Origin of the sequence: Rhizobium sp. NFR07 (assembly GCF_900111905.1) — a bacterium.
GTDB lineage: Bacteria > Pseudomonadota > Alphaproteobacteria > Rhizobiales > Rhizobiaceae > Neorhizobium.
Genome location: NZ_FOKM01000002.1, coordinates 278,699 through 299,527 on the forward strand (window position 1 = coordinate 278,699; position 20,829 = coordinate 299,527).

The window sequence follows — 20,829 nt, forward strand, 5'->3', positions numbered from 1 at the left end:
CTCACGATCTCATGATCGGATTGAATCGCGATACATATAGTTCCGCGACGCGGTTGGCAAAGGTAGCACGTCACAGACGGTCAGCAACCGTTGCAGGTGATGGCGGAGCCGACGCGCTGCCGGTAATAGAATTCACGTCTCAGCGTCATAGTCTGAAGGCTTGCCGGCATGATGCCCGGCATGAACATCAGCAATTGGTGCGTAACCGACACTTCCGCGCGTACCAGAAAGGTGCTTGCCGAACGCATGTCCGTCGGCACGTTCACGGCGGAGCCGTTGGTATAGGGCCGTGATCCATTCTGGGCCCAGGACCATGCGACCGTCGGATTGCCGGATGTATCGAGGGTGACACCGGTAATCTTCAACGACAGGTCCTTCGGCGAATAGGGCGTGAAGATCCCGTTGGTGACGTTGATCATCTGCTGCAGGTCGCTCGGGGTCACCGTGGAAGACTGCGTCACGAGGTCGGCGATGGTGCTTGCCGTGCGTGTCACGCGCTTCGAGACGCTGAGGCCGATCGTCAGCTCGAACGAGGTGATGTAGAGGCTGAGCAGCAGCGGTGCGATCAACGCGAATTCGACGCCGCCAATACCGCGGACGTCGTCGCGCAGACGGCCGAGCCGATCGAACAATAGCAGGCTTGAGAGCCTGCGCCGTGCCTTCGGCCCCATCACGGATAGTCCTCGTTCTTGAAGACGGAAGTTTCCACCATCAGGAAATATTTGGATCCCTGGGTCGGGCGGACATTGGAAATATAGGGTCGCAGCAGGTCGGTGATGATGTCCCACTTGTAGTAGGCGCGCAGCATGTTTTTCGTGCCCGGTCCGCCCGGCGCGTAGGAGATGGAGGTGGCCGAAGTGTCGAGATCGCCGCTGGAATTGATCGGCACGGTTGCAGGCATGGCCGAAAAATCGGTATAGCTCTTCACATCGATCCACAGCTTGTTCGGCGTGGTTATCTCGGCTTCGCCGCATTGGATCAGGATCGAAATTTCACCACAGAACGCACGGCGGAACTTGGTTCTGTCCATGTATGTCGATGCACTGGTGTCGGTAAAGGTGATGTTGCCGGTGCGCAGCTTTCGGCCCATCGTGTCGACCGCGTTGGCGACCAGCTGCTCGCCCGTATAGGCGACAAAGGTCTCGATGATGGCGAAGACGATCAGGAAGTAGGGGATCGCAAGCAGCGCGAATTCGATGGCCGCCGCGCCGTCTTTCGATCGGAACAGACGTCTCAGCCCGGATTTCGAGCGGCTTTTCCCGGAAGGACCATCGGCCGTTCCCTTATGATCCTGCTGCATGTCTTCCTTCCGGCGAACGGCGGGAGTAGGCAGCGACCATACTCAACGAATATTGAAAATCCGTTTCCCGACTGATGCAAATTGGTGCAAATCGCCGGTCAGGGCGTGGCGCTCTTGGCTTCCACGTGCTGTTCGCAATTCGGGGTGCAGGAAAGAACCGAGCGTTCGGTTTGCTTGAACACGCGCACCGTGTTGCCCTCGTCGATGGACACAAGCACGCGTTCGTCTGCAATGGCATTGCCGTCGGCATCGAGCAGGACCAGATTGGTGGTGCCGAAGCTGCGGCCGGTCAGCACGATTGTGGTCGGATCGGCCACCGTCGCATCCGCCACTTCCGCATTACCGACGATCACCTTGGCGACCGGCCGATCGAGCTTCAGCACGCGCGCGTGATTCATGAATACGCGCAGCAGATCCTGGTCCTCGGCGGCATAGGCGGTCGAGATGACACAGGTAGCGGCGATGAATGCGGTCAGCATGCGACGGAGCGCCATGAAAGTCCCCGGACGAAATTCTTTGATTAATAAGGATGACGCCGAATGGTGAATGAAGCTTTAAGTCGGAGCGGCTGTCCCGAAATCGTTTGATATTAATATGTTAGTAGTTTCTAACGTTACAATATCGGGCCCGCTGCGATGGCGTCGAAACTGTGATAAAATATCGCTTTTACAGCGCTTAAGCAGTGCTTGGCACATGGATCGCATTTGAGTGATTTTAATGACGAAACGCTCACCATCCAATATGACTTGCTCCACTTAAGACATTGTTAATCTTGTTCTTTAAGTGGATGGCAATCGTCCTAATGTAGTTTTCAGTCATCCGAGCAACGGCAACAGTTGTCGGGAAGTGCTGAACAACAAGTTTGGAAATAGGAGAGCCTCATGTCCAAGATTTTCGCTCGTTTTCGTAAGGATGAATCTGGTGCGACTGCCATCGAGTATGGTCTGATTGCAGCGCTCATCTCCGTCGCCCTGATCGCTGGCGCCTCGACTCTCGGCAACAACATTGCCAACACGTTCACGACTCTCTCTGGCAAGATGAGCGCCGCGAACACCACTGCTGCCGGCCGATAATCGGCGCCAGGTTCGGCACGATGACAACGGTTCAAGCCGCCCTGTGGGGCGGCTTATATCCGTTTCAGTCGAAGCGCTGATCGTATTGCAAGAAAGATCCGTCCATGCTGGGTGAAGTGGTTGCCCTTGCCGTGCTGATCTCTCTACCCGTCGCGCTGCTCTGGGCGGCTGTGACGGACTTCCTGACGATGACCATTTCCAACCGGATTTCGATCGGGCTGGTTTGCGCCTTCGTCATCCTTGCGCCGCTCGTTGGCCTTTCGCTCGGCGAAATGGGCTTGAGCCTGGCGGCTGCAACTTGCGTATTCCTGGTCTGTTTTGCTCTCTTCGCGGCCAATGTCATGGGCGGCGGCGATGCAAAGATCCTGACCGCAGCGAGCCTCTGGTTCGGCCTGACGCCCGCACTCATCAGCTTTCTGGTCTATGTCGCTTATGCCGGCGGCGTGGTGACTTTGCTTTTCCTTCTTCTGCGCTGGCGCGCATCCGCGGTGCTCGCCATGGGCATTCCGCTGCCCATGTCCGTCGTCGAAGCCAGGAAGATACCCTATGGCATCGCCATCGCAATCGGGGGTATTCTGGCATTTCCGTATGCACCCATGGCGCTTATGGCCCTGCAGTCATTCTGAAGTTAAAGCTCTAGCAATACTGCATTAACCAGAATTGTAAGCATCCCATTAACCATAAGTACACCATTGCGGCCCATCCTGCGGAGAAGTTTAAGATTCTTCCAGGAAGAGGCAATGAAGCCCGCTCGCATCATCATTCTCGCGGTGGCCGTCGTGGCCGCAGGCCTCGCCGGCCTGCTGGCCATGAGCCTTACTGGCAATCGGCCTGAACAGCTGGTGGAAACGGTCGTCGAAAGGGCGCCGACCGTGCGCGTGCTCGTATCTGCCGAAAACCTGCCTGTCGGCAGCCGGCTGAACGAGAACACTCTTCAGTGGCTCGACTGGCCGAAGGACGGCATTGCCGAAGGCTTCATCACCAACGAAGCCCGCCCGGATGCCGTGAAGGAGCTTGAAGGATCCGTCGTCCGCCTTCCCATCTTCAAGGGCGAGCCTATTCGTTCGGAAAAGGTTGCGGATTCATCGAGCCGCATCATGTCGTCGCTGCTTCCCTCCGGCAAGCGCGCCGTGGCGACCGAGATCTCGGTTGCGACCGGCGCAGGCGGCTTCGTCCTGCCGAACGACCGCGTCGACGTGATCATGGTTCGCGCCGACAAGGATGGCGGCGGTGCCTTCATCACCGAAAACGTCCTGAACAATGTCCGTGTGCTCGCCATCGACCAGAACATCCAGGAAGCGCCGGACGGCAGCAAGTCCGTTGTCGGCACCACCGCGACGCTGGAACTGACGCCGGATCAGGCGAAGGTCATCGTTGTGGCCCAGCAGATGGCGGATCGGCTGACGCTTGCCTTGCGCTCGGTCGCCGACGCCCAGGAGGCGGATACGCAAGGGGCGGATTACCTCCTGCACGGTGGGGGCAAGTCGGACATCCAGGTCATCAAGTCGGGATCGATCATCACCGGCTCGACACAGCAGGCGAAGTGAACGGAGCGGTAACGTGGGTAGTTTGAAAAGCAAAACTCGTGGAGCCGCATCCGTGGGGCTGGCACTTTGCCTGACCCTTTCCGGCGTTCCGGGAGGTTTCGCTCCGGGCACGCTCGATGGCATTCTGACGGTTCGCGATGCGGCTGCCGCCGATAGCGGTGTGATCCGTATCGCCCAGGGCGGCGTCGGCGCCAAGCGCCGGCTTTCGCTCGGCTTGAACAAGGCACTGGTCATCGATCTGCCTTCCGATGCGCACGACATTCTTGTCGCAGACCCATCCATGGCGGATGCCGTCACCCGCACATCGCGCCGCATCTACCTGTTCGGCAAGACCGTCGGCCAGACCAACATTTTCGTCTTCGGCCCGAATGGTGAGGAAATCGTCACCCTCGAAGTCGCGATTGAACGCGACATCTCCGGCCTGGAAGAAAATCTTCGTCGTTTCATTCCGGATTCCAATATCAAGGTCGAGATCATCTCCGACAATATCGTGCTGAGCGGTAGCGTGAGGACGCCGCAGGATTCGGCCAAGGCGGTACAGCTTGCCGGGATCTTCCTGAAGGGCGGCGAGGCCACCACGCGCACGGAAACGGCGACGGGCAGCAATGGCGGGGGGGCTGCCATTTTTGCCGAAGGACGCCAGCAGTCGCAGATCCAGAACATGCTGACTGTCGAGGGCGAGGACCAGGTCACGCTGAAGGTCACCGTCGCCGAAGTACGGCGCGAGATCATCAAGCAGCTCGGTTTCGACAACAATTTCGCCCGCAACAGCACGTCCCGGAACGCGCTCGACGTTCTGAACTTCGCCACCGGCGCCGGCGGTGTGACGGGCACCATTTCCGCTGATATCGGTAAGCTGGGCATCGATACCGTCCTCAGCGCGCTGGAACAGGCCAATGCCATCCGCACGCTGGCAGAACCGACGCTTACGGCGATCTCTGGCCAGGCAGCCACCTTCAATTCAGGCGGCGAACGTCTCTATACGACCACGGGTGTCGACGGCGTGACCACGGTCACGACCTACGAATACGGCATCTCGCTCGGCTTCACGCCGACGGTTCTCTCTTCTGGCCGCATCAGCCTCAAGATCCAGACCCGCGTGTCGGAACCGGTCGCCAGCACCACCAGCGTCGAATATCGCAAGCGCGACGCGGAAACGACGGTCGAATTGCCCTCCGGCGGTTCTATCGCGCTCGCCGGCCTGATCCGCGACGATATCCAGCAGAACATGAGCGGCACACCCGTCGCCTCAAAGGTTCCGTTGATCGGCGCGCTCTTCCGCGAGAAGCGTTATGAGCGCAACGAGACGGAACTAGTGATCATCGCGACGCCCTATCTGGTCCGCCCGGTGGCGCGCAATGAACTGTCCCGCCCGGACGACAATTTCCAGCCGGCCAGTGACGCCGAAAGCGTCTTCCTTGGTCGCGTCAACAAGATCTACGGCCGCAAGGAGGCGCCGCCGCCGGCACCTTACCAGGGCAATGTCGGGTTCATCTACAAATGACCAGAAACCTCAAGCCCTACCCGTTCGGCGACGTTTACCCGCAGGAAAGGCATCCTTCCATGGATCCGCGAGACAGAAAGACCATATCCGGAAGCCGCGCCTTCCCCATCGCCGTTGTGATCGGCCTTGCGGCGGCGCTCTCCGGTTGCGCGGGCAAGGACAGCATGAGCACGGGCTCCCTGCCGGATGACTACCGCACGCGCCACCCGATCGTCGTCGGAGAGGCCGAAAAGACGATGGATATCCCGGTCGCAGCCGGTGACTCCAGGCTGACCCGCGGCCAGGAAGAGGTCATTGCCGGCTTCGTCGCCGAATATCGCCGCTCCGCGAACGGCATCATCCAGATCATCACGCCGCGCGGCTCCGCCAATGAAGGCGCGGCTTCTGCTGCCGCCTCTTCCATGCGTCGCATGATGGTGAAGATGGGCGTGCCGAAGGAAAAGATCCTGCAGTCCGGCTTCCAGGCCGATTTCGGCGAATCCGCGCCCGTGCGCCTGAGCTATGTGGCGATCGCCGCCAAGGCAGGCCCCTGCGGGGAATGGCCGGCCGACATGACGCTGAACACGTTCAGCAACAAGAACTATTACAATTTCGGCTGCGCAAACCAGAGCAACCTCGCCGCTCAGATGGCAAATCCGAGCGACGTTCTCGGGCCGCGCCGCATGACGCCGCCCGATGGCGAGCAGCGTGGCCAGGTCATCGAGAATTATCGCGGCGCCTTCACCGAGCTGGAGGACAATTGATGAGCCGGTCGAACGGTTGGAGCGTGATGCGATGATCAGCACCGTCAATTACGACATGAGGGGTGAGGCTTCGCCGGGAGAGCTTGGCGAGGATCATCCGGCGGGTGCCGAGCTGGAAGCAGTGCGGCCGCTTCCGCGCATCTCCATCCATGCCTTCTGCGAAAGCGAGCAGGTCCAGCGCACCATCGACAAGATGGGGCGTGACCGCCGCATGGCCAAGGTCAATCTGCGCGTCACAAGCGGAAACATCGCCGCCGCCGCCAACATGTTTGCATCGTCGCCGACGCCGAACCTCATCATCCTCGAAACGACTGCGGAGCCGCGCAACCTGCTGGCGGAACTGGCTCCGTTGGCCGAGGTCTGCGATCCGTCGACCCGGGTGATCATCATCGGCCGATACAACGATATCTCGCTCTATCGCGATCTCGTTCGCAACGGCATTTCCGAATATCTCGTTGCGCCCGTCGCCATGGCTGACATGATGGCGGCGATATCGTCGATTTTCGTCGATCCGGATGCCGAGCCGCTTGGCAAGTCGATCGCCTTCATCGGCGCCAAGGGCGGCGTCGGCTCCTCGACCGTCGCCCATAATTGCGCCTTCGGCATTTCGAGCCTGTTTTCGACAGAGACCATCCTGGCCGATCTCGACCTGCCCTTCGGCACGGCCAATATCGATTTCGACCAGGATCCGACCCAGGGCATCGCCGAGGCCGTGTTTGCGCCCGAGCGCCTGGACGAGGTTTTCCTCGACCGTCTTCTGACGAAATGCTCCGATCACCTGTCGCTGCTCGCGGCACCGTCTCTCCTCGATCGCGCATATGATTTTGAAAACGGCGCCTTCCAGCCGGTCATCGAGATCCTGCAGCGCAGCGCGCCGATGGCGGTTCTCGACATTCCCCATGTCTGGAACGAGTGGACCCGCGCCATTCTGGCCGATGCCGATGAAGTGGTGATCTGCGCCGCGCCCGATCTCGCCAATCTGCGCAACACCAAGAACATGCTCGATGCGCTGAAGAAGCTGAGGCCGAATGATCGCGCGCCGCATCTGATCCTCAACCAGGTCGGCATGCCCAAGCGTCCGGAAATCAACCCTTCGGACTTCATCGAGCCGCTGGAGATCGAGCCGATCGCGATCATCCCGTTCGACGCCAGCCTGTTCGGCAATGCCGCCAACAGCGGCCGGATGATTTCGGAAATCGACGGCAAGTCGCCGATCGCCGAAACCTTCTCGCAGATTTCCCACATCGTGACTGGCCGCATTGCGGTCAAGAAGGCGAAGAAGGGCGGCCTCGGCAAGGTCCTCGGCATGCTGGGTCGCAAGTAGCTTTAAGCCAGAAAAGAATTAGGTCTTCAAAATGTTCGGAAAGCGCGGAAACGAAGGGTTCGGGAAGGGCGGGACAATCACGTCGCCGCCCGTTGCTGCGCATTCGCCCGCAGTGTCTGGCTCGACGCGTTCGGATGCTCCCGCACCGGCCGCGCCGCTGGAGGCACCTCGTCAGCCGGTTGCCCCGCCGCCGCTGGCGCCTGCCGCTGCCGCTCGCAAGCGCCCGGCGCGCACCGAACAGTATTACGATACCAAGGGCCAGGTCTTTTCCGCCCTCATCGACACGATCGATCTTTCCCAGCTCGCCAAGCTCGATACCGAGAGCGCGCGCGAGGAAATCCGCGACATCGTCAATGACATCATCACCATCAAGAATTTCGCGATGTCGATCTCCGAGCAGGAGGAACTGCTTGACGATATCTGCAACGACGTTCTGGGTTACGGTCCGCTGGAACCGCTTCTGGCGCGCGACGATATCGCCGACATCATGGTCAACGGTGCCGGCCAGACCTTTATCGAAGTTGCCGGCAAGACGATCGAATCCGAGATCCGCTTCCGCGACAACGCGCAGCTTCTGTCCATCTGCCAGCGTATCGTCAGCCAGGTCGGCCGCCGTGTCGATGAATCCTCTCCCATCTGCGACGCCCGTCTGCCTGATGGTTCGCGTGTCAACGTCATCGCCCCGCCGCTGGCGCTCGACGGCCCCACACTGACGATCCGCAAGTTCAAGAAGGACAAGCTGACGCTTGACCAGCTGGTCAGGTTCGGAGCGATCACGCCCGAAGGCGCGGTGCTTCTCCAGATTATCGGCCGCGTTCGCTGCAACGTCGTCATCTCCGGCGGTACGGGCTCGGGCAAGACGACGCTTCTGAACTGCCTGACCCGCTATATCGACGCCGACGAGCGCGTCATCACCTGCGAGGATACGGCCGAACTGCAGCTGCAGCAGCCGCATGTCGTACGCCTGGAAACACGCCCGCCGAACATCGAAGGCGAGGGCGAGATCACCATGCGCGATCTGGTCAAGAACTGCCTGCGTATGCGCCCCGAACGCATCATCGTCGGTGAAGTGCGCGGACCGGAAGTATTCGACCTGCTTCAGGCGATGAACACAGGCCACGACGGCTCGATGGGCACGATCCACTCCAACTCGCCGCGCGAGTGCCTGAGCCGCATGGAATCGATGATCGCCATGGGCGGCTACACGCTGCCGGCCAAGACGGTGCGCGAGATCATCAGCGGATCGGTCGACGTCATCGTCCAGGCGGCCCGTCTTCGCGATGGTTCGCGCCGCATCACCCAGATCACCGAGGTGATCGGCATGGAAGGCGACGTGATCATCACCCAGGATTTGATGCGCTACGAGATGGACGGCGAAGACGCCAATGGCCGCATCATCGGCAAGCACGTCTCGACCGGCATCGCCAAGCCGCATTTCCATGACCGGGTGCGATATTTCGGCGAAGAGCGGCGTCTGGCTGCCGCCCTCGACGCGATGGAAATGGCGAGAGATTAAGGTAATTCCAGCGAAACCGGGAACCGGTTTTGCATCCGGAATTGTGTAGAAACAGTTAGATGGAGCAGTTTCGCCTTTCGAAGGAAGGCGGAAATGCTCTGGACCTGAGGGACAGTTCCCATGTTCGGGCTTGATATGACCATGCTGGCGATCGTGCTGCTGGTCGCCGTGGCGGCGGCCGCGGTCTGCTATGCCCTGCTGTTCTCCCGCATCGAGACGGAGAAGAAGGCCGGTGCGCGGCTTTCGCGCGTGAAGGCGGCCGAGACCGATATCAACAAGGCAAAGGCGAGCCGCGACCGCGTGCAGGAGCTGTCGAAACGCCGCAAGTCGCTGCAGGATTCTCTCAAGGACCTGGAGAAGAAGCAGCAGGAAAAGAACAAGTATGTCGGCGACAAGAGCCTCAAGTCCCGGCTGGCCCAGACAGGCCTGCCGCTGACGATCGGACGCTTCTATGCCTTCTCCATCGGCCTCGGCGTTTTCATCTTCATCATCGCGTTCATCGCTGGCCTCTCGCTGCTGCCGGCCCTCGGTGCCGGCTTCGTCTTTGCCTTCGGCCTGCCGCGATGGGTCATCGGCTTTCTGGTCAAGCGCCGACAGAACAAGTTTCTCGAGGAATTTCCGAACGCGCTCGATGTCATGGTCCGCTCCATCAAGTCGGGCCTGCCGCTGAACGACGCAGTGAGGCTGATCGCCTCGGACGGCCAAGAGCCGGTGAAGCGTGAATTCCAGCGCATTGTCGAATCCCAGCAGATCGGCCTCAGCATACCGGAAGGCTGCTCGCGCATGCTGCAGACCATGCCGCTCTCCGAAGTCAACTTCTTCTCGATCGTCATCAACATTCAGAGCCAGGCGGGCGGCAATCTGTCCGAAGCGCTGGGCAATCTGTCCAAAGTCCTGCGCGAACGCCGCAAGATGAAGGCGAAGGTGAGTGCGCTGTCGATGGAGGCGAAGGCCTCTGCCGTCATCATCGGCGCCTTGCCCTTCATCGTCTCGCTGCTCGTCTACCTGACGTCGCCGCAATATATCTCGATCATTTTCACCGATCCGCGGGGTCACATCATCCTGCTCGTGTCCGGCGTCTGGATGTCGATCGGCATTCTGGTGATGCGCAACATGATCAGCTTCGACATCTGAGGGGGCGTTGATGAAAGATCTGGCAGCAACCATCACCGACCCCGCGACCCTCCTGGCGATCCTCGTCGCCGTCGCCGTCTTCGCGACATTCTATTCGCTCGCCGTGCCCTACATGGAGCGCGGAGATCTCGGCAAGCGGATGAAGGCCGTATCGACGGAGCGCGAGGAATTGCGCGCCCGCGAACGCGCCCGCATGAGCACCGAAGGTACCAAGGGAACCCTGCGTGCCCAGAACAACCGCTCGGCGCGCAAGATCGTCGAGCGCTTCAATCTTCGCGAGGCGCTGGTCGATCAGGGCACGATCAACAAGCTGCGCGCGGCCGGCCTCAGAAGCCAGAATGCGCTCAACCTCTTCCTCGTCGCGCGCTTTCTCCTGCCTTTCCTGTTTCTCGCCGCCGCCGCCATTTGGGTCTTCGCTCTCGGCAATCTTGCCTCGAGGCCCATGGGCATCCGCATCATCGCGGTCGTCGGTTTTGCCTATCTCGGCTTCTACGCGCCCAATATCTACGTCACCAACAAGATGAAGAAGCGCCAGGCCTCGATCAAGCGTGCATGGCCCGACGCGCTCGACCTGATGCTGATCTGCGTGGAATCCGGCATCTCGATCGAAGCCGCCATGCGTCGCGCGGCCGAGGAAATCGGCACCCAGTCGCCGGAACTCGCCGAAGAACTCGCGCTCACCACCGCCGAGCTGTCCTTCCTTCAGGACCGTCGTACCGCCTTGGAAAACCTCGGTAACCGCACCCAGCTCGATATCGTCCGTGCCGTCGCCCAGGCACTCATCCAGGCCGATCGATACGGCACGCCGGTTTCCCAGGCGCTGCGTGTTCTCGCCCAGGAAGGGCGCGACGAGCGGATGAACGAGGCGGAAAAGAAGGCGGCCGCCCTGCCGCCGAAGCTGACGGTGCCGATGATCCTGTTTTTCCTGCCGGTCCTCGTCGCCGTCATTCTCGGCCCAGCCGGCATCCAGGTCGCCGACCGCTTCTGATCTATTTAGCCGGCGTATGGGTGCGGACGAGCTGCCACAGCCTCTCGCCATCGTCGGCTGAAAACGCGCTGAATGGCGCAAAGCGAAAAGCGCCCGGCTTCGTTTCCATCAAGATATAGCTGCTCGTCCGCCTCGATTTCCTGACCATCGACCACGGCACGTGGATCGAAGCTCCCGCAGCATCCGTCGTGGTCATGCCAAGCTCGGTGGCAGTGTAGGTAACGATCTTGTTCTGCTCGGGAAAGCGGTTCCATTTGAACATACTGGTGATCAGCATGAGAAAAAGAACGAAGAAGAAGCTGCCGATCGCGAAGGGCCAGAGCTGCCGAAATGCAAAACTCATGGCTTCGAACGGGGCTTCGGTGAAAGAGAGGCGGCTATCAAAGGCGATTGCGGCCGCTCCCACGAGCCCGAAGACGATGATGATCAAAATTATCAGTCTCAGCGACAGGCGAGGAAGCTGGAGCAGCAGAATGCGTATGTTGTCGGCGGAGTTGAGGGTGACGGTGCCGGAGATCGGCGTCGTTTCGGTATCGGCCATCAGGGCTCCGCATTGTGATTATCGTATAAGGCGGGCCATGGCGCTCATGACGAGAACCATGGTGTCATCCGACTATGCGCGATGCGGTCTTTCAGCTCAACCCTGAGCGAGGCGGGGAGAAGGAACCCCTAGTTCGTGGCCGACCTGGCCTTGTCGTTGGCGGCAAGCTTCTGCCAGGTATTCTGCTGGCTCATCATCGAGCGCAGGTAGGTGACATTGGCATCCGCCTGGCTCTGCGACAATTCCTGGCGGGCGATCTGCTCGGCTTCGGAGAAGCGGCCCTGCAGGCCGATGACGAGCGCCAGGTTCTGCCTGACGCGGCTGTCGGCGGCCGGCTGCTTTGCCGCATCGCGCATATAGGTTTCCGCCGTCTTCAGGTCGCCCGAGAGCACATAGGACATGCCGAGGTTCGACATGATGCTCGGCTCGTTGGGCTGGGTCTGAAGCGCCATGCGGTATTTCTGCCGGGCCTCGTCGGCGCGTCCGAGCTGGTCGAGCACGGCGCCTTCCGCCGAGATCAGCCGCCAGTCCGGATGGTCCGGGGTCTGTGCGCGGCCGATCGTGGCAAGCGCCTGCTCCAGCTGTCCGGCGCCGGCCTGCGCCTTGCCATAGGCGGCCAGCACGGAACGATCCGTGGGATGTGCGATGGCGACCTGCTGCATCACGGCGAGTGCCTGGGCGTGTTTTCCGGTCATGCCGAGCACGGTTGCATAACGCATGCCGACATCCCGGTTCTTCGGATCCCTGATATAGGCCCCGCCGACTGCTTTCTCGGTGGCTGCAAGCTCCACCGCATTCATGCCGTCCAGCGGTGCCGAGGAGACCTTCGGGATGGAGCCGGTGGTGAGATTGTCATTGTCGCGCTTGGTCGAGGCGCAGCCGGTAACGGCAATCGCGAGGCAGATGAAGATCGCGGCGCGTGCCATCGTGGAAAGCGGGGCGGATGTCTTTGCAGCTGTCATCGGGGTCTCGTCGATCCGGTGTCGGTGCCGCCGAATGACAGCAATGACGGGTGGCGCATTTCCCCTTCTGCAATAAACTGTTAACCCTAACAGACCGTTAAGAGCAGTGATTCCGGACATGCCCGCCGAAGGTCACCACAGCCTTGAATGAAAGCCCGAGCGAACCGTCATGACCCCTTTCCAGCACATCTTCCGCCCTTCAGTTTTCAGCCCCGCCGGTGCGGCGACCAAGCCGGTTACGGCGGTAACCCCGGCCGATCTCGACGCTGCAACGCTGCCAAAGGAAGCGGCGGATTGGGCGAAGGCAGCGGGCTTCAAAGCGGAAGCCGGAACCCTGCTCGCCGTTCCGGGCGAGGGCGGAACCGTCGCAGGCGCGCTTTTCGGTCTCGGCAGTGATCAGCGGGAGACGCCGTTCCTTTCCGGCAAGCTCTTCAAGCAGCTGCCACGCGGCGACTGGTCCGTACAGACAGGCGGCATCGACGCTGAACACATTGCCCTCGGCTTTGGCCTCGGCTCCTATTCCTTCGCGAAATACAAGTCGGAAAAGGGGAGGGATGTTCGCCTCGCCATGCCCGAAGGCGTTGACGCCGCCGATATCGAACGGCAGCTTGCCGGCATTTTCCTGGCCCGCGATCTCATCAACACGCCGACCAACGACATGGGCCCGGCCGAGCTGGACGCAGCCTTCCGCGCGCTCGGCGAGCATTATGGCGCGACCGTCACCTCCACCGTCGGCGATGATCTCCTGGAGCGGAATTTCCCGCTGGTCCACACCGTCGGCCGCGCCAGCGTTTCCGCTCCGCGCCTGCTCGAAATGCGCTGGGGCAGGAAGGGTGATCCGCGGGTGACATTGGTCGGCAAGGGCGTCTGCTTCGATACCGGCGGCCTCGACCTGAAGGGCGCCGCCAATATGGCGCTGATGAAGAAGGACATGGGCGGCGCCGCCAACGTTCTCGGTCTGGCGCTGATGATCATGGATGCCGGCCTTGCTGTCGATCTGCAGGTCCTCGTGCCGGCCGTCGAAAACTCCGTCTCCGGCAATGCCTTCCGCCCGGGCGATATCTACAAGAGCCGCAAGGGCATCACCGTCCAGATAGATAATACCGATGCCGAAGGCCGCCTGGTGCTTGCCGATGCGCTGGCCTATGCCGACGAAACTCCTCCGGATCTCCTTATCGACATGGCGACGCTGACCGGCGCTGCCCGCACGGCGCTCGGCCCGGAGCTCGCCCCGTTCTTCACTGACGACGAGGCGCTGGCCGGCAAGCTGCAGGTTGCGGCACGCGATGCGGTCGATCCCGTTTGGCGCATGCCGCTGTGGATGGGCTACGACAAGGACATCCGCTCCCGCGCAGCCGACATCACCAATTCGCCCTCCGGCGGCATGGCGGGATCGATCACCGCGGCCCTCTTCCTCAAACGCTTCGTCACCGCGGCTCAGAGCTGGATCCATTTCGACATCTACGGCTGGAACCTCGCCGACAAGCCCCATGCGCCGGTGGGTGGCGAGGCTTTCGCCATCCGCGCGCTCTACCGCGTCATCCGCGACATGGCGGGAAAGAAGAGCTGAAAACACACCGGTAACGGTTTGGCTCTAGGATCGGCATCCGTATTGGGTATCGGCTTGGAGTGCCGAAATGTCGGTTGAACTGTCGGCGACGGAAGCCTTGGGGCTATGGTATCGCGTATCGCTGCAACAGGTCAGGGGCGAGGCCCATGACCTGACCCTGCGGCAGATGGCGATCCTGCTGCATATCTACCTGGTCCCGCCGCCCCATACCGTTCGTGGTTTGGCCGCCACGCTCGGCGTCACAAAGCCGGTCATCACCCGCGCACTTGATACGATGGGCGAGATGGGTCTTGTTGAACGCATGCGGGATGATCGCGATCGCCGCAATGTCGTGATAAAACGAACCGTCGGCGGTGCCATCTATCTCGAACGGCTCGGCGACCTGATCATGCGCGAAGGAAGAAGCATCGCTTCTTGAAGGATTGCACCATGGAACTGGACAGACGCCTCAATGCCTTCCGGCCGGACCTTGCGGCCGAGACGCTGAAGGGACAGGTCGAGGCGGCCCGCTTCGTGCCGGGCGAGCCTGCCACGGTCGTGACGTCGGTCGCGCCGCTTCGCCCCCATGCGGATCTTGCCCGTGGCATCGATACCGAGCTTCTGCACGGCGAAAGCCTGCGCGTCTTCGATCGGGCCAACGGTTTTGCCTGGGTCCAGGCGGATTTCGACGGCTATGTCGGCTATCTGCCGGAGGAGATGATCGGCGCGCCGGTCGAGCCGACCCATCGCATCGCCGCCCCGCGCACCTTCGTTTATCCCGAAGCGGAGCTGCGCAAGTCCGTGACCCGGGCCCTCTCCATGGGAAGTCTCGTCACCGTGATTGGAGAGGCGGAAACCCGCGGCACCCGCTACTTCACCCTGGCCGACGGCGGTGCCGTCATCGCCGCCCACTGTATCCCGGTTGGTGAAACGGTGGGGGAGGACTACGTCGCCGTGGCCGCCCGCTTCGTGGAAACGCCCTATCTCTGGGGCGGCCGCTCAGGCTTCGGCATCGACTGCTCGGGCCTGGTGCAGCTCGCCCTGATGATGGTCGGGCGCAAGGCACCGCGTGACAGCGACATGCAGGCTTCGTTCGGCGAGACGATCGGCAGGGGTGACTTGCGCCGCGGAGATCTCGTCTTCTGGAAGGGCCATGTCGGCATCATGGAAGACGAGACGACGCTTCTGCACGCCAACGGCCACACCATGACCGTGTCGCGGGAAAATTTCGAGGCGGCGGTGAAACGCATCGGCTGGCTCTACGAACAGCCTACCGGCTATCGCCGCCTGACCTGACGCCGCCGCGCCACACCATGGCGGCCAAAGGCGGGTCATCACGAGAATGTTGGGTAGGCCTTCATGGCATCACTCCAGGCTTGCACCTATCTTTCACGTGAATCGCAGACCAATGGTATGGAGTTCAGCCATATGCTCAAAGGTGCCTGGATATTGCCCGCCGTGATGTTCGCCGCGCTGATCCTTGCTGCCGTGCCGTCGGTGGTCTTTGCCGCGGACGGCAACCCTTTCGGCCGGTCGATGGGCACCTATTTCGAAGGCCTGCCCGGCGTGGTGCCCGAAGCCCAGCGCGTCAAGCCGGACGACTATAAGTGCACCAGCGACATCGGTTATGTCTCCCGCTCGCGCAGCCGCCACGATGTGTTCCGCTGGGATGATGTTCCGGTTCGCCTTTATCACTGCAAGGCGGCCAACGGCGCGACCTATACCGGCACGCGCATGCCAAGCACCGAGTGGGTGCCCGGCATCAGCCCGCATTTCCTGCCCCGCTGAGCTTACGGCCTAGCCGCCGGCTCCATATCCGCGAAAAACGTCCCCGTCATCGGCACGGCCAGATAGGTAGCATTGATCTCCGCCAGCGTGCGAGCGGGATCGATATCGGCAAACAGTTCCGGGTGAAACCACTTCGCCATCGCCTCGATGGCGATCACATAGGTCGGCGACTGGAAGAAAAACAGCCACAGCGCATGGCCGTTACCCTTCGTCACCGCCGTCAGCGTCCCAAGCGCCGGCTCGCTGCGGATGGCTTTCATCGCCGCCTGTACGTCAGCAGCCGCCACCCCCTCTCCGATCGGAAAATCACCCGGCCGGCTGGCTCCCGAACTCGCCGCGGCGATATAGACATCCGGGTCGGCGCCGAGCACGAATTCCAGGCTGAGCTGGCCGGTCTGTCCACCCATCATGCCGCTCGCGATATTCTCGCCGCCAGCAAAGGCGATGATCTCGCCCACCTTTCCCGTCGCCGACCAGCAGCAGTCCCATTCCGCCGAGCGGGCATGCAGGAAGACTTTCGGCCGTTTCGGCCCGGCATCCGCGAGCCGTTGACGTATCACCTCCATGTGCCGCTCGACGAAGGCGAGATAGGCCTCCGCCTGTTTCCGCCGCTCCAGCACCGCGCCGATGACGCGCAAGGCGCCCGGCAATCCGGCCACAGGATCGGAGAAGAAGTCGACATAGGCCACCGGCACCCCGGCCGCTGTCAGCGTCTCCTCGCTATTCCGGTCGCTATGCAGCCAGAGCGGCAAAAGTACCAGATCCGGCGCCACGGACAGCAGCCCCTCCGCCGAAAGATCGGCCGATGGCGGGCCGAGATCGGTCACATCCGCAAGCGCAGGGAATTTTGCCAGATAGGCATCATAGGTCATAGGGTCGTAGCGCTTCAGATTGTCGGTCGAGGCAATCACCCGGGCGACCGGCTCTGGCGTGACCAGCGCAAAGGCCGTCAGCAGCCGGCCGTCGCCGAGCGCGATCCGCTTCGGGGTGTCCGTGAGCCTAACTTGACGCCCGGCCATGTCGGTGAATTCAACAGGCGCGGCAAGCGCATGGCCTGAACCGAGAAGACAGAGTAGCAGGCAGAGGAGGGCGCGGATCGCTCCACGCCTTCCCGGTCCTCGCGCCTTAGGCCCTCGTTCCATTGATCCGCAGGTGATACCCCTCACCAGCGAACCTTCAGGCTGGCCGTGATCGTCCGGCCGTTGCCGTAGAAGCACGAAGTCTGGTTCCAGCACGATGCGACATACTCCTTGTCGAACAGGTTGGCCGCGTTGAGCGACAGCGTCGTGCCCTTGTATTTCGGGTCCAGCGCGCCGAAGTCGTAGCGCAGCGCCGCGTCGACCAGTGTGTAGGACGGCACCTCGATGTCGTTCATCGGGTCCCCGGCGGACGAACCGACATAGCGCACCCCGCCGCCGAAGCTCAGCCCCTCAAGTGCGCCGGTCGGTACGACATAATTGGCCCAGAGCGATGCGAGATGGCTCGGAGCACCGATCGGCTTCTTGCCCTGATAGGTCGTGTCCTTCGTCACTTCGATGTCGATATAGGAATAGGTCGCGATCATGCTCAGATCGTCGGTGATGTTCGCATGCGCTTCCAGTTCGAGACCGCGCGAACGCACCTCTCCGGTCTGGATCGTGTTCAGCGGATTGGATCTATCCGCCGTTCTGACATTCGTCTGCGACAGGTCGAACAGCGAGGCCTGCAGGAAACCGGACCAACCGGTCGGCTGGTATTTGACGCCGATCTCGAACTGCTCGCCTTCCGTCGGCTTGAACGTGTCGCCCGCGAAATTTACCCCGACGACGGGTTCGAAGGAGGTCGCGTAGCTCGCATAGGGAGCGATGCCGTTGTCGAACTGATAGACGAGGCCGGTACGCCAGGTGAAGACGTGGTCCGTCTGATCATCCGTGGTGACACCACCCGCTTCCATCTCGATATCGGCGATATCCGCCCGCACACCGACCAGCCAGGTGAGATTGTCCCACTTCACCTGATCCTGGGCATAGAACCCGACCTGATTGAGCGTCTGGTCCGGAAGCTGCCCCATGGCCGGCGCAACGATGTCCCGGCCGTAGACCGGATTGTTGACGTCGAGATCGGGAGCCGCCGTGTCGCTGACATCCATCCCGATCCGGGTTTCGGCCACGTTGCGGCGGTAGTCGAGGCCGAACAGAGCCGTGTGGTGGACGGCGCCCGTATCGAACTCGGCCTGAGCCTGGGTATCGACCGTGAACCCGCGCGTCGTCTCATCCGAAGCAACCGTTCCGCGGGCAAGCTCGGTGGGGCTTCTCCAGCCATTGGAGAAAACCGCCTGGTAGTCGTAGTCCAGATGCATGTAGCGAAGGTTCTGCCGCACGGTCCAGGTATCGTTGAACCGGTGCTCGAACTCGTATCCGATGGCGCTCTGCTTGCGGTGCGACTGGTCGAAGCTCGGATCGCCCTCGAAGAAGTCGCGGTCGAAGCGGAACCCTTCGGGTCTGGCCACAACTGTTCCGTCATAGGGCAGGTAGGTAAAGGCACCGGAGCTTGGATCGTTCTGGATATGGCCGAGAACCGTCAGGCTCGTATCTGCGTCTGGCTGCCAGGTGATCGCCGGTGCGATCGAATAACGTTCCTCTTCAGTGAAATCGATCTGCGTGTCGGTGTGGCGCGCCACGCCCGTCAGGCGGTAGAGCAGGCTGCCGTCTTCCGTCACCGGCCCGCTGAAATCGAAGCCCGCCTGCTTGCGATCGAATGTGCCGTATTGCAGCTCCACCTCGCGCAGCGTCTCTTCGGTCGGACGCTTGCTCCACAGGTTGACCACGCCGCCGGGATTGATCGCGCCATAGAGAACGGAGGAGGGGCCGCGCAGCACTTCGACGCGTTCGAGCATATAGGGGTCAACGGACGGCGCGATGTAGTAGACGCCGCGCGGCAGCCTCATCCCGTCCAGCAGGCCGACGAAATTGGCATCCGCCCCGCCGGGGGCGCCGAAACCGCGAATATTCGGATAGTCGTAGCGGCCGGCGCGGGATTCCGGCGTGACGCCGGCCGTGTAGCGCAGCGCTTGGGACACGGACTGGACATTCTGGTCGTCGAGCTGCTTGCGGGTGACGACGGAAATCGATTGCGGCGTCTCGATCAGCGACGCTCCGGTCTTGGTCGCCGTCAGCGACTGTTCGGCGACATAGCCGTCCGTCGCGCCGAATTTCCGGTCGGTCTGGATGATGATCGGCTGCAGCTGGTTGGTCGCGTCACCGCCTGCCGCATCCGCCGCCTGGCCGGGCGTTCCGATTGTGAAGGCATTGCCGGTGAAGCTGTAGGAAAGCCCGGTACCGGCCAGCAGGCGCGAAAGCCCTTCCGCCGCCGTGAACGTGCCGTTGATGCCCTGGCTCCTGAGACCGCGCACCCGCACCGTGTCGTAGAATACCTGAACTCCGGCCCGGTCCGCTAAGGAGAGGAGCGCGCCGTTGAGATCCTGCGCCGGAATGTTGAGTGACACCGTAGCGGCCGCGACCCGCCCCGTCGTCCCCTGCGCCTCTGCCGATGTCGGCGCCAGCACCGCACCCGTCGTCAGTGCCAATATGCTGGCCGTCCCCAACAGCCGCAGCATGGCCGGAACCTGCGCCCGGCCTTCCCCGAAAATGCCCATCTGAAATGCCCCTGGTACTCGAATATCCCCATGCGTCCCCTTCAATTTCGGGGTGCGCTGAAAATAAGACGAATCCAGTCATCTTTTTCGGTAAAGGTTTTTTCGGAAAAATTTCCGAGCCTCGCGATCGGCGCTCGTCAGTAGATGACGGTGACCAGCGGCGGCACGGAAGACATGCTGAGATCGAGCTCGCGGACGATGCGGCCGAGCGCATTGGGCAGGTCGTTCGTGTCGAACACACCGCTCACCTTCAGGCTCGCCAGCCTGTCGGAAACGATGACGATCCGACCGCGTCGGTAGCGGTTGAGTTCGGCGATGACGCGCGACAGCGGTACGTCGCTGAAGATGATCTTGCCGCGCCGCCAGGCCGTCGCCTGATCCATGTTCTTCGTTTCCACCGAGCCGAGCCCGCATTCCGGCGCATAGCGCACCGATTGCCCCTCGTTGAGCATCACGCTTGCCTTCGTGCCGTCGTTAAGACCGACCGAGACGCTGTGCTCGGCAACCGCCACTTCGACGGCCTCGTCGATCCGGTCAACGGAAAACTGCGTACCGACGGCGGTCGCGGTGCCGATCGAGCTTGCGACGACGAAGGGCCGGACTTCCGGGCCGGCCTTGGGCGCAGCCGTGAAATAGGCGCGGCCGGAAAGAAGCTCGACCCGGCGCTCCAGATCGGAAAAATCGACGGCGAGCGCACTGTCGGAACCAAGATCGACGATCGTACCGTCCGACAGCTCAATCGTCCGGCTCTCGCCCGGAGCGGTCACATAGTCGGCCGTGAGTAGGACGGTGGGATTGCCGTACCAGAAGAACGTCGCCGCGGCCGCGACCACGAGACAGGCCGCCAGTGCCAATGCGTGTTTCAGAACCACAGGTCCCCGACGATGCGAAGGCCCTGGCCGGGCGGGGCGCGCCGCGACCGGAATGTGCCGGACCGGCCGCTCCGTCCCATGATGGCTCGGCTTTTGGACCGGCTGCGCGATCGAGCCGAACTGTCCCGCTTGCCCCATCTCGCCGAGTTCCTGCCAGGTGCCGCTTGCCTCCGCGAAGGCGGCCTGATGGCGCGGGTCGGCATCCAGCCAGTGCTGCAGGGCGCGCCGGTCCGCATCGCGCACGGTCCCGCCGCCGAGGAGCACGACCCAGCGGGCGGCTTCCTCGTCGATCATATCTTGCCGGTTTTCGCTATGCCCCAAGTCTTCGTCCTGCATGTCGTCTTGATTCTGTGA

Annotated in this window: 21 protein-coding genes; 13 read left to right on the forward strand and 8 right to left on the reverse strand. The window is 61.9% G+C overall.

The genetic code is table 11. The features are described 5' to 3' along the window. Positions 1 to 80: 80 nt before the first annotated feature. From BM216_RS04930 to BM216_RS04940, 3 genes are all read right to left on the reverse strand, one after another. Entirely contained in the window at positions 81 to 671 is a 591-nt protein-coding gene (locus BM216_RS04930; RefSeq protein ID WP_092995888.1) for a TadE/TadG family type IV pilus assembly protein, read from the reverse strand. Further along, positions 671 to 1,300 (reverse strand): TadE/TadG family type IV pilus assembly protein, encoded by a 630-nt coding sequence (locus BM216_RS04935; protein ID WP_092995891.1) that lies wholly within the window; start codon positions 1,298 to 1,300, stop codon positions 671 to 673. Before BM216_RS04935 ends, BM216_RS04930 begins: the two co-directional genes overlap by 1 nt. 98 nt (positions 1,301 to 1,398) lie before the next feature. Continuing rightward, positions 1,399 to 1,779, reverse strand: coding sequence for a pilus assembly protein N-terminal domain-containing protein (locus BM216_RS04940; RefSeq protein ID WP_244530097.1), 381 nt, complete (start codon positions 1,777 to 1,779; stop codon positions 1,399 to 1,401). Between the two features lie 402 nt (positions 1,780 to 2,181). On the opposite strand from BM216_RS04940, the gene BM216_RS04945 reads away from it, so the two are divergent. The 9 genes from BM216_RS04945 (at position 2,182) to BM216_RS04985 (ending at position 11,129) form a co-directional block, all read left to right on the forward strand. Beyond that, positions 2,182 to 2,373 carry a Flp family type IVb pilin gene (locus BM216_RS04945; protein ID WP_092995897.1) on the forward strand — a complete coding sequence of 64 codons (192 nt, stop codon included), beginning with the start codon at positions 2,182 to 2,184 and terminating at the stop codon, positions 2,371 to 2,373. A 104-nt stretch (positions 2,374 to 2,477) separates the two neighbouring features. Next, complete coding sequence (locus BM216_RS04950; RefSeq protein WP_244530081.1) at positions 2,478 to 2,999, forward strand: A24 family peptidase; 522 nt, start codon at positions 2,478 to 2,480, stop codon at positions 2,997 to 2,999. Between the two features lie 114 nt (positions 3,000 to 3,113). Beyond that, on the forward strand, positions 3,114 to 3,920 hold the full coding sequence (gene cpaB / locus BM216_RS04955; RefSeq protein ID WP_092995900.1) for a Flp pilus assembly protein CpaB: 807 nt from the start codon (positions 3,114 to 3,116) through the stop codon (positions 3,918 to 3,920). Positions 3,921 to 3,990: 70 nt separating this feature from the next. Beyond that, a complete protein-coding gene (locus BM216_RS04960) occupies positions 3,991 to 5,424 on the forward strand; it encodes a type II and III secretion system protein family protein (protein WP_244530098.1) in 1,434 nt (477 codons plus the stop codon). 59 nt (positions 5,425 to 5,483) lie between these two features. Further along, positions 5,484 to 6,167: a CpaD family pilus assembly lipoprotein gene (locus tag BM216_RS04965; protein WP_092996946.1), complete on the forward strand. Its 684-nt coding sequence runs from the start codon at positions 5,484 to 5,486 to the stop codon at positions 6,165 to 6,167. A 34-nt stretch (positions 6,168 to 6,201) separates the two neighbouring features. Next, on the forward strand, positions 6,202 to 7,491 hold the full coding sequence (locus BM216_RS04970) for a CpaE/TadZ family protein (RefSeq protein ID WP_092996949.1): 1,290 nt from the start codon (positions 6,202 to 6,204) through the stop codon (positions 7,489 to 7,491). A gap of 31 nt (positions 7,492 to 7,522) precedes the next feature. After that, complete coding sequence (locus tag BM216_RS04975) at positions 7,523 to 9,007, forward strand: TadA family conjugal transfer-associated ATPase (protein WP_092995906.1); 1,485 nt, start codon at positions 7,523 to 7,525, stop codon at positions 9,005 to 9,007. Positions 9,008 to 9,127: 120 nt separating this feature from the next. Further along, positions 9,128 to 10,141 carry a type II secretion system F family protein gene (locus BM216_RS04980; protein WP_092995909.1) on the forward strand — a complete coding sequence of 338 codons (1,014 nt, stop codon included), beginning with the start codon at positions 9,128 to 9,130 and terminating at the stop codon, positions 10,139 to 10,141. Between the two features lie 7 nt (positions 10,142 to 10,148). Beyond that, positions 10,149 to 11,129, forward strand: coding sequence for a type II secretion system F family protein (locus tag BM216_RS04985; RefSeq protein WP_092995912.1), 981 nt, complete (start codon positions 10,149 to 10,151; stop codon positions 11,127 to 11,129). 1 nt (position 11,130) lies between these two features. Here the strand turns inward: BM216_RS04985 and BM216_RS04990 are convergent, their stop codons facing one another. After that, positions 11,131 to 11,670 (reverse strand): YcxB family protein, encoded by a 540-nt coding sequence (locus tag BM216_RS04990; RefSeq protein WP_092995914.1) that lies wholly within the window; start codon positions 11,668 to 11,670, stop codon positions 11,131 to 11,133. A gap of 128 nt (positions 11,671 to 11,798) precedes the next feature. Next, a complete protein-coding gene (locus BM216_RS04995) occupies positions 11,799 to 12,632 on the reverse strand; it encodes a tetratricopeptide repeat protein (RefSeq protein WP_092995917.1) in 834 nt (277 codons plus the stop codon). A gap of 169 nt (positions 12,633 to 12,801) precedes the next feature. On the opposite strand from BM216_RS04995, the gene BM216_RS05000 reads away from it, so the two are divergent. The 4 genes from BM216_RS05000 (at position 12,802) to BM216_RS05015 (ending at position 15,969) form a co-directional block, all read left to right on the forward strand. Further along, a complete protein-coding gene (locus BM216_RS05000; protein ID WP_092995920.1) occupies positions 12,802 to 14,202 on the forward strand; it encodes a leucyl aminopeptidase family protein in 1,401 nt (466 codons plus the stop codon). 67 nt (positions 14,203 to 14,269) lie between these two features. Then, complete coding sequence (locus BM216_RS05005; protein ID WP_092995922.1) at positions 14,270 to 14,620, forward strand: MarR family transcriptional regulator; 351 nt, start codon at positions 14,270 to 14,272, stop codon at positions 14,618 to 14,620. Between the two features lie 11 nt (positions 14,621 to 14,631). Next, positions 14,632 to 15,477: a C40 family peptidase gene (locus BM216_RS05010; RefSeq protein WP_092995925.1), complete on the forward strand. Its 846-nt coding sequence runs from the start codon at positions 14,632 to 14,634 to the stop codon at positions 15,475 to 15,477. A 63-nt stretch (positions 15,478 to 15,540) separates the two neighbouring features. Then, entirely contained in the window at positions 15,541 to 15,969 is a 429-nt protein-coding gene (locus tag BM216_RS05015; protein ID WP_092995928.1) for a hypothetical protein, read from the forward strand. 2 nt (positions 15,970 to 15,971) lie between these two features. On the opposite strand, the gene BM216_RS05020 is transcribed toward BM216_RS05015, so the two are convergent. From BM216_RS05020 to BM216_RS05030, 3 genes are all read right to left on the reverse strand, one after another. Beyond that, complete coding sequence (locus BM216_RS05020) at positions 15,972 to 17,204, reverse strand: ABC transporter substrate-binding protein (RefSeq protein WP_244530083.1); 1,233 nt, start codon at positions 17,202 to 17,204, stop codon at positions 15,972 to 15,974. Continuing rightward, a complete protein-coding gene (locus BM216_RS05025) occupies positions 17,132 to 19,603 on the reverse strand; it encodes a TonB-dependent siderophore receptor (protein ID WP_092995934.1) in 2,472 nt (823 codons plus the stop codon). The genes BM216_RS05020 and BM216_RS05025 overlap by 73 nt, the downstream gene beginning before the upstream one ends. 137 nt (positions 19,604 to 19,740) lie before the next feature. Beyond that, positions 19,741 to 20,811, reverse strand: coding sequence for a FecR family protein (locus tag BM216_RS05030; RefSeq protein WP_092995937.1), 1,071 nt, complete (start codon positions 20,809 to 20,811; stop codon positions 19,741 to 19,743). Positions 20,812 to 20,829: the final 18 nt, after the last annotated feature.

Coding starts and splice junctions, on each gene's coding strand:
- BM216_RS04930 (WP_092995888.1), bottom strand. CDS start 671: ATGGGGCCGAAGGCACGGCGCAGGCTCTCAAGCCTGCTATTGTTCGAT.
- BM216_RS04935 (WP_092995891.1), bottom strand. CDS start 1,300: ATGCAGCAGGATCATAAGGGAACGGCCGATGGTCCTTCCGGGAAAAGC.
- BM216_RS04940 (WP_244530097.1), bottom strand. CDS start 1,779: ATGCTGACCGCATTCATCGCCGCTACCTGTGTCATCTCGACCGCCTAT.
- BM216_RS04945 (WP_092995897.1), top strand. CDS start 2,182: ATGTCCAAGATTTTCGCTCGTTTTCGTAAGGATGAATCTGGTGCGACT.
- BM216_RS04950 (WP_244530081.1), top strand. CDS start 2,478: ATGCTGGGTGAAGTGGTTGCCCTTGCCGTGCTGATCTCTCTACCCGTC.
- cpaB (WP_092995900.1), top strand. CDS start 3,114: ATGAAGCCCGCTCGCATCATCATTCTCGCGGTGGCCGTCGTGGCCGCA.
- BM216_RS04965 (WP_092996946.1), top strand. CDS start 5,484: ATGGATCCGCGAGACAGAAAGACCATATCCGGAAGCCGCGCCTTCCCC.
- BM216_RS04975 (WP_092995906.1), top strand. CDS start 7,523: ATGTTCGGAAAGCGCGGAAACGAAGGGTTCGGGAAGGGCGGGACAATC.
- BM216_RS04980 (WP_092995909.1), top strand. CDS start 9,128: ATGTTCGGGCTTGATATGACCATGCTGGCGATCGTGCTGCTGGTCGCC.
- BM216_RS04990 (WP_092995914.1), bottom strand. CDS start 11,670: ATGGCCGATACCGAAACGACGCCGATCTCCGGCACCGTCACCCTCAAC.
- BM216_RS04995 (WP_092995917.1), bottom strand. CDS start 12,632: ATGACAGCTGCAAAGACATCCGCCCCGCTTTCCACGATGGCACGCGCC.
- BM216_RS05000 (WP_092995920.1), top strand. CDS start 12,802: ATGACCCCTTTCCAGCACATCTTCCGCCCTTCAGTTTTCAGCCCCGCC.
- BM216_RS05005 (WP_092995922.1), top strand. CDS start 14,270: ATGTCGGTTGAACTGTCGGCGACGGAAGCCTTGGGGCTATGGTATCGC.
- BM216_RS05010 (WP_092995925.1), top strand. CDS start 14,632: ATGGAACTGGACAGACGCCTCAATGCCTTCCGGCCGGACCTTGCGGCC.
- BM216_RS05015 (WP_092995928.1), top strand. CDS start 15,541: ATGGCATCACTCCAGGCTTGCACCTATCTTTCACGTGAATCGCAGACC.
- BM216_RS05025 (WP_092995934.1), bottom strand. CDS start 19,603: ATGGGCATTTTCGGGGAAGGCCGGGCGCAGGTTCCGGCCATGCTGCGG.
- BM216_RS05030 (WP_092995937.1), bottom strand. CDS start 20,811: ATGCAGGACGAAGACTTGGGGCATAGCGAAAACCGGCAAGATATGATC.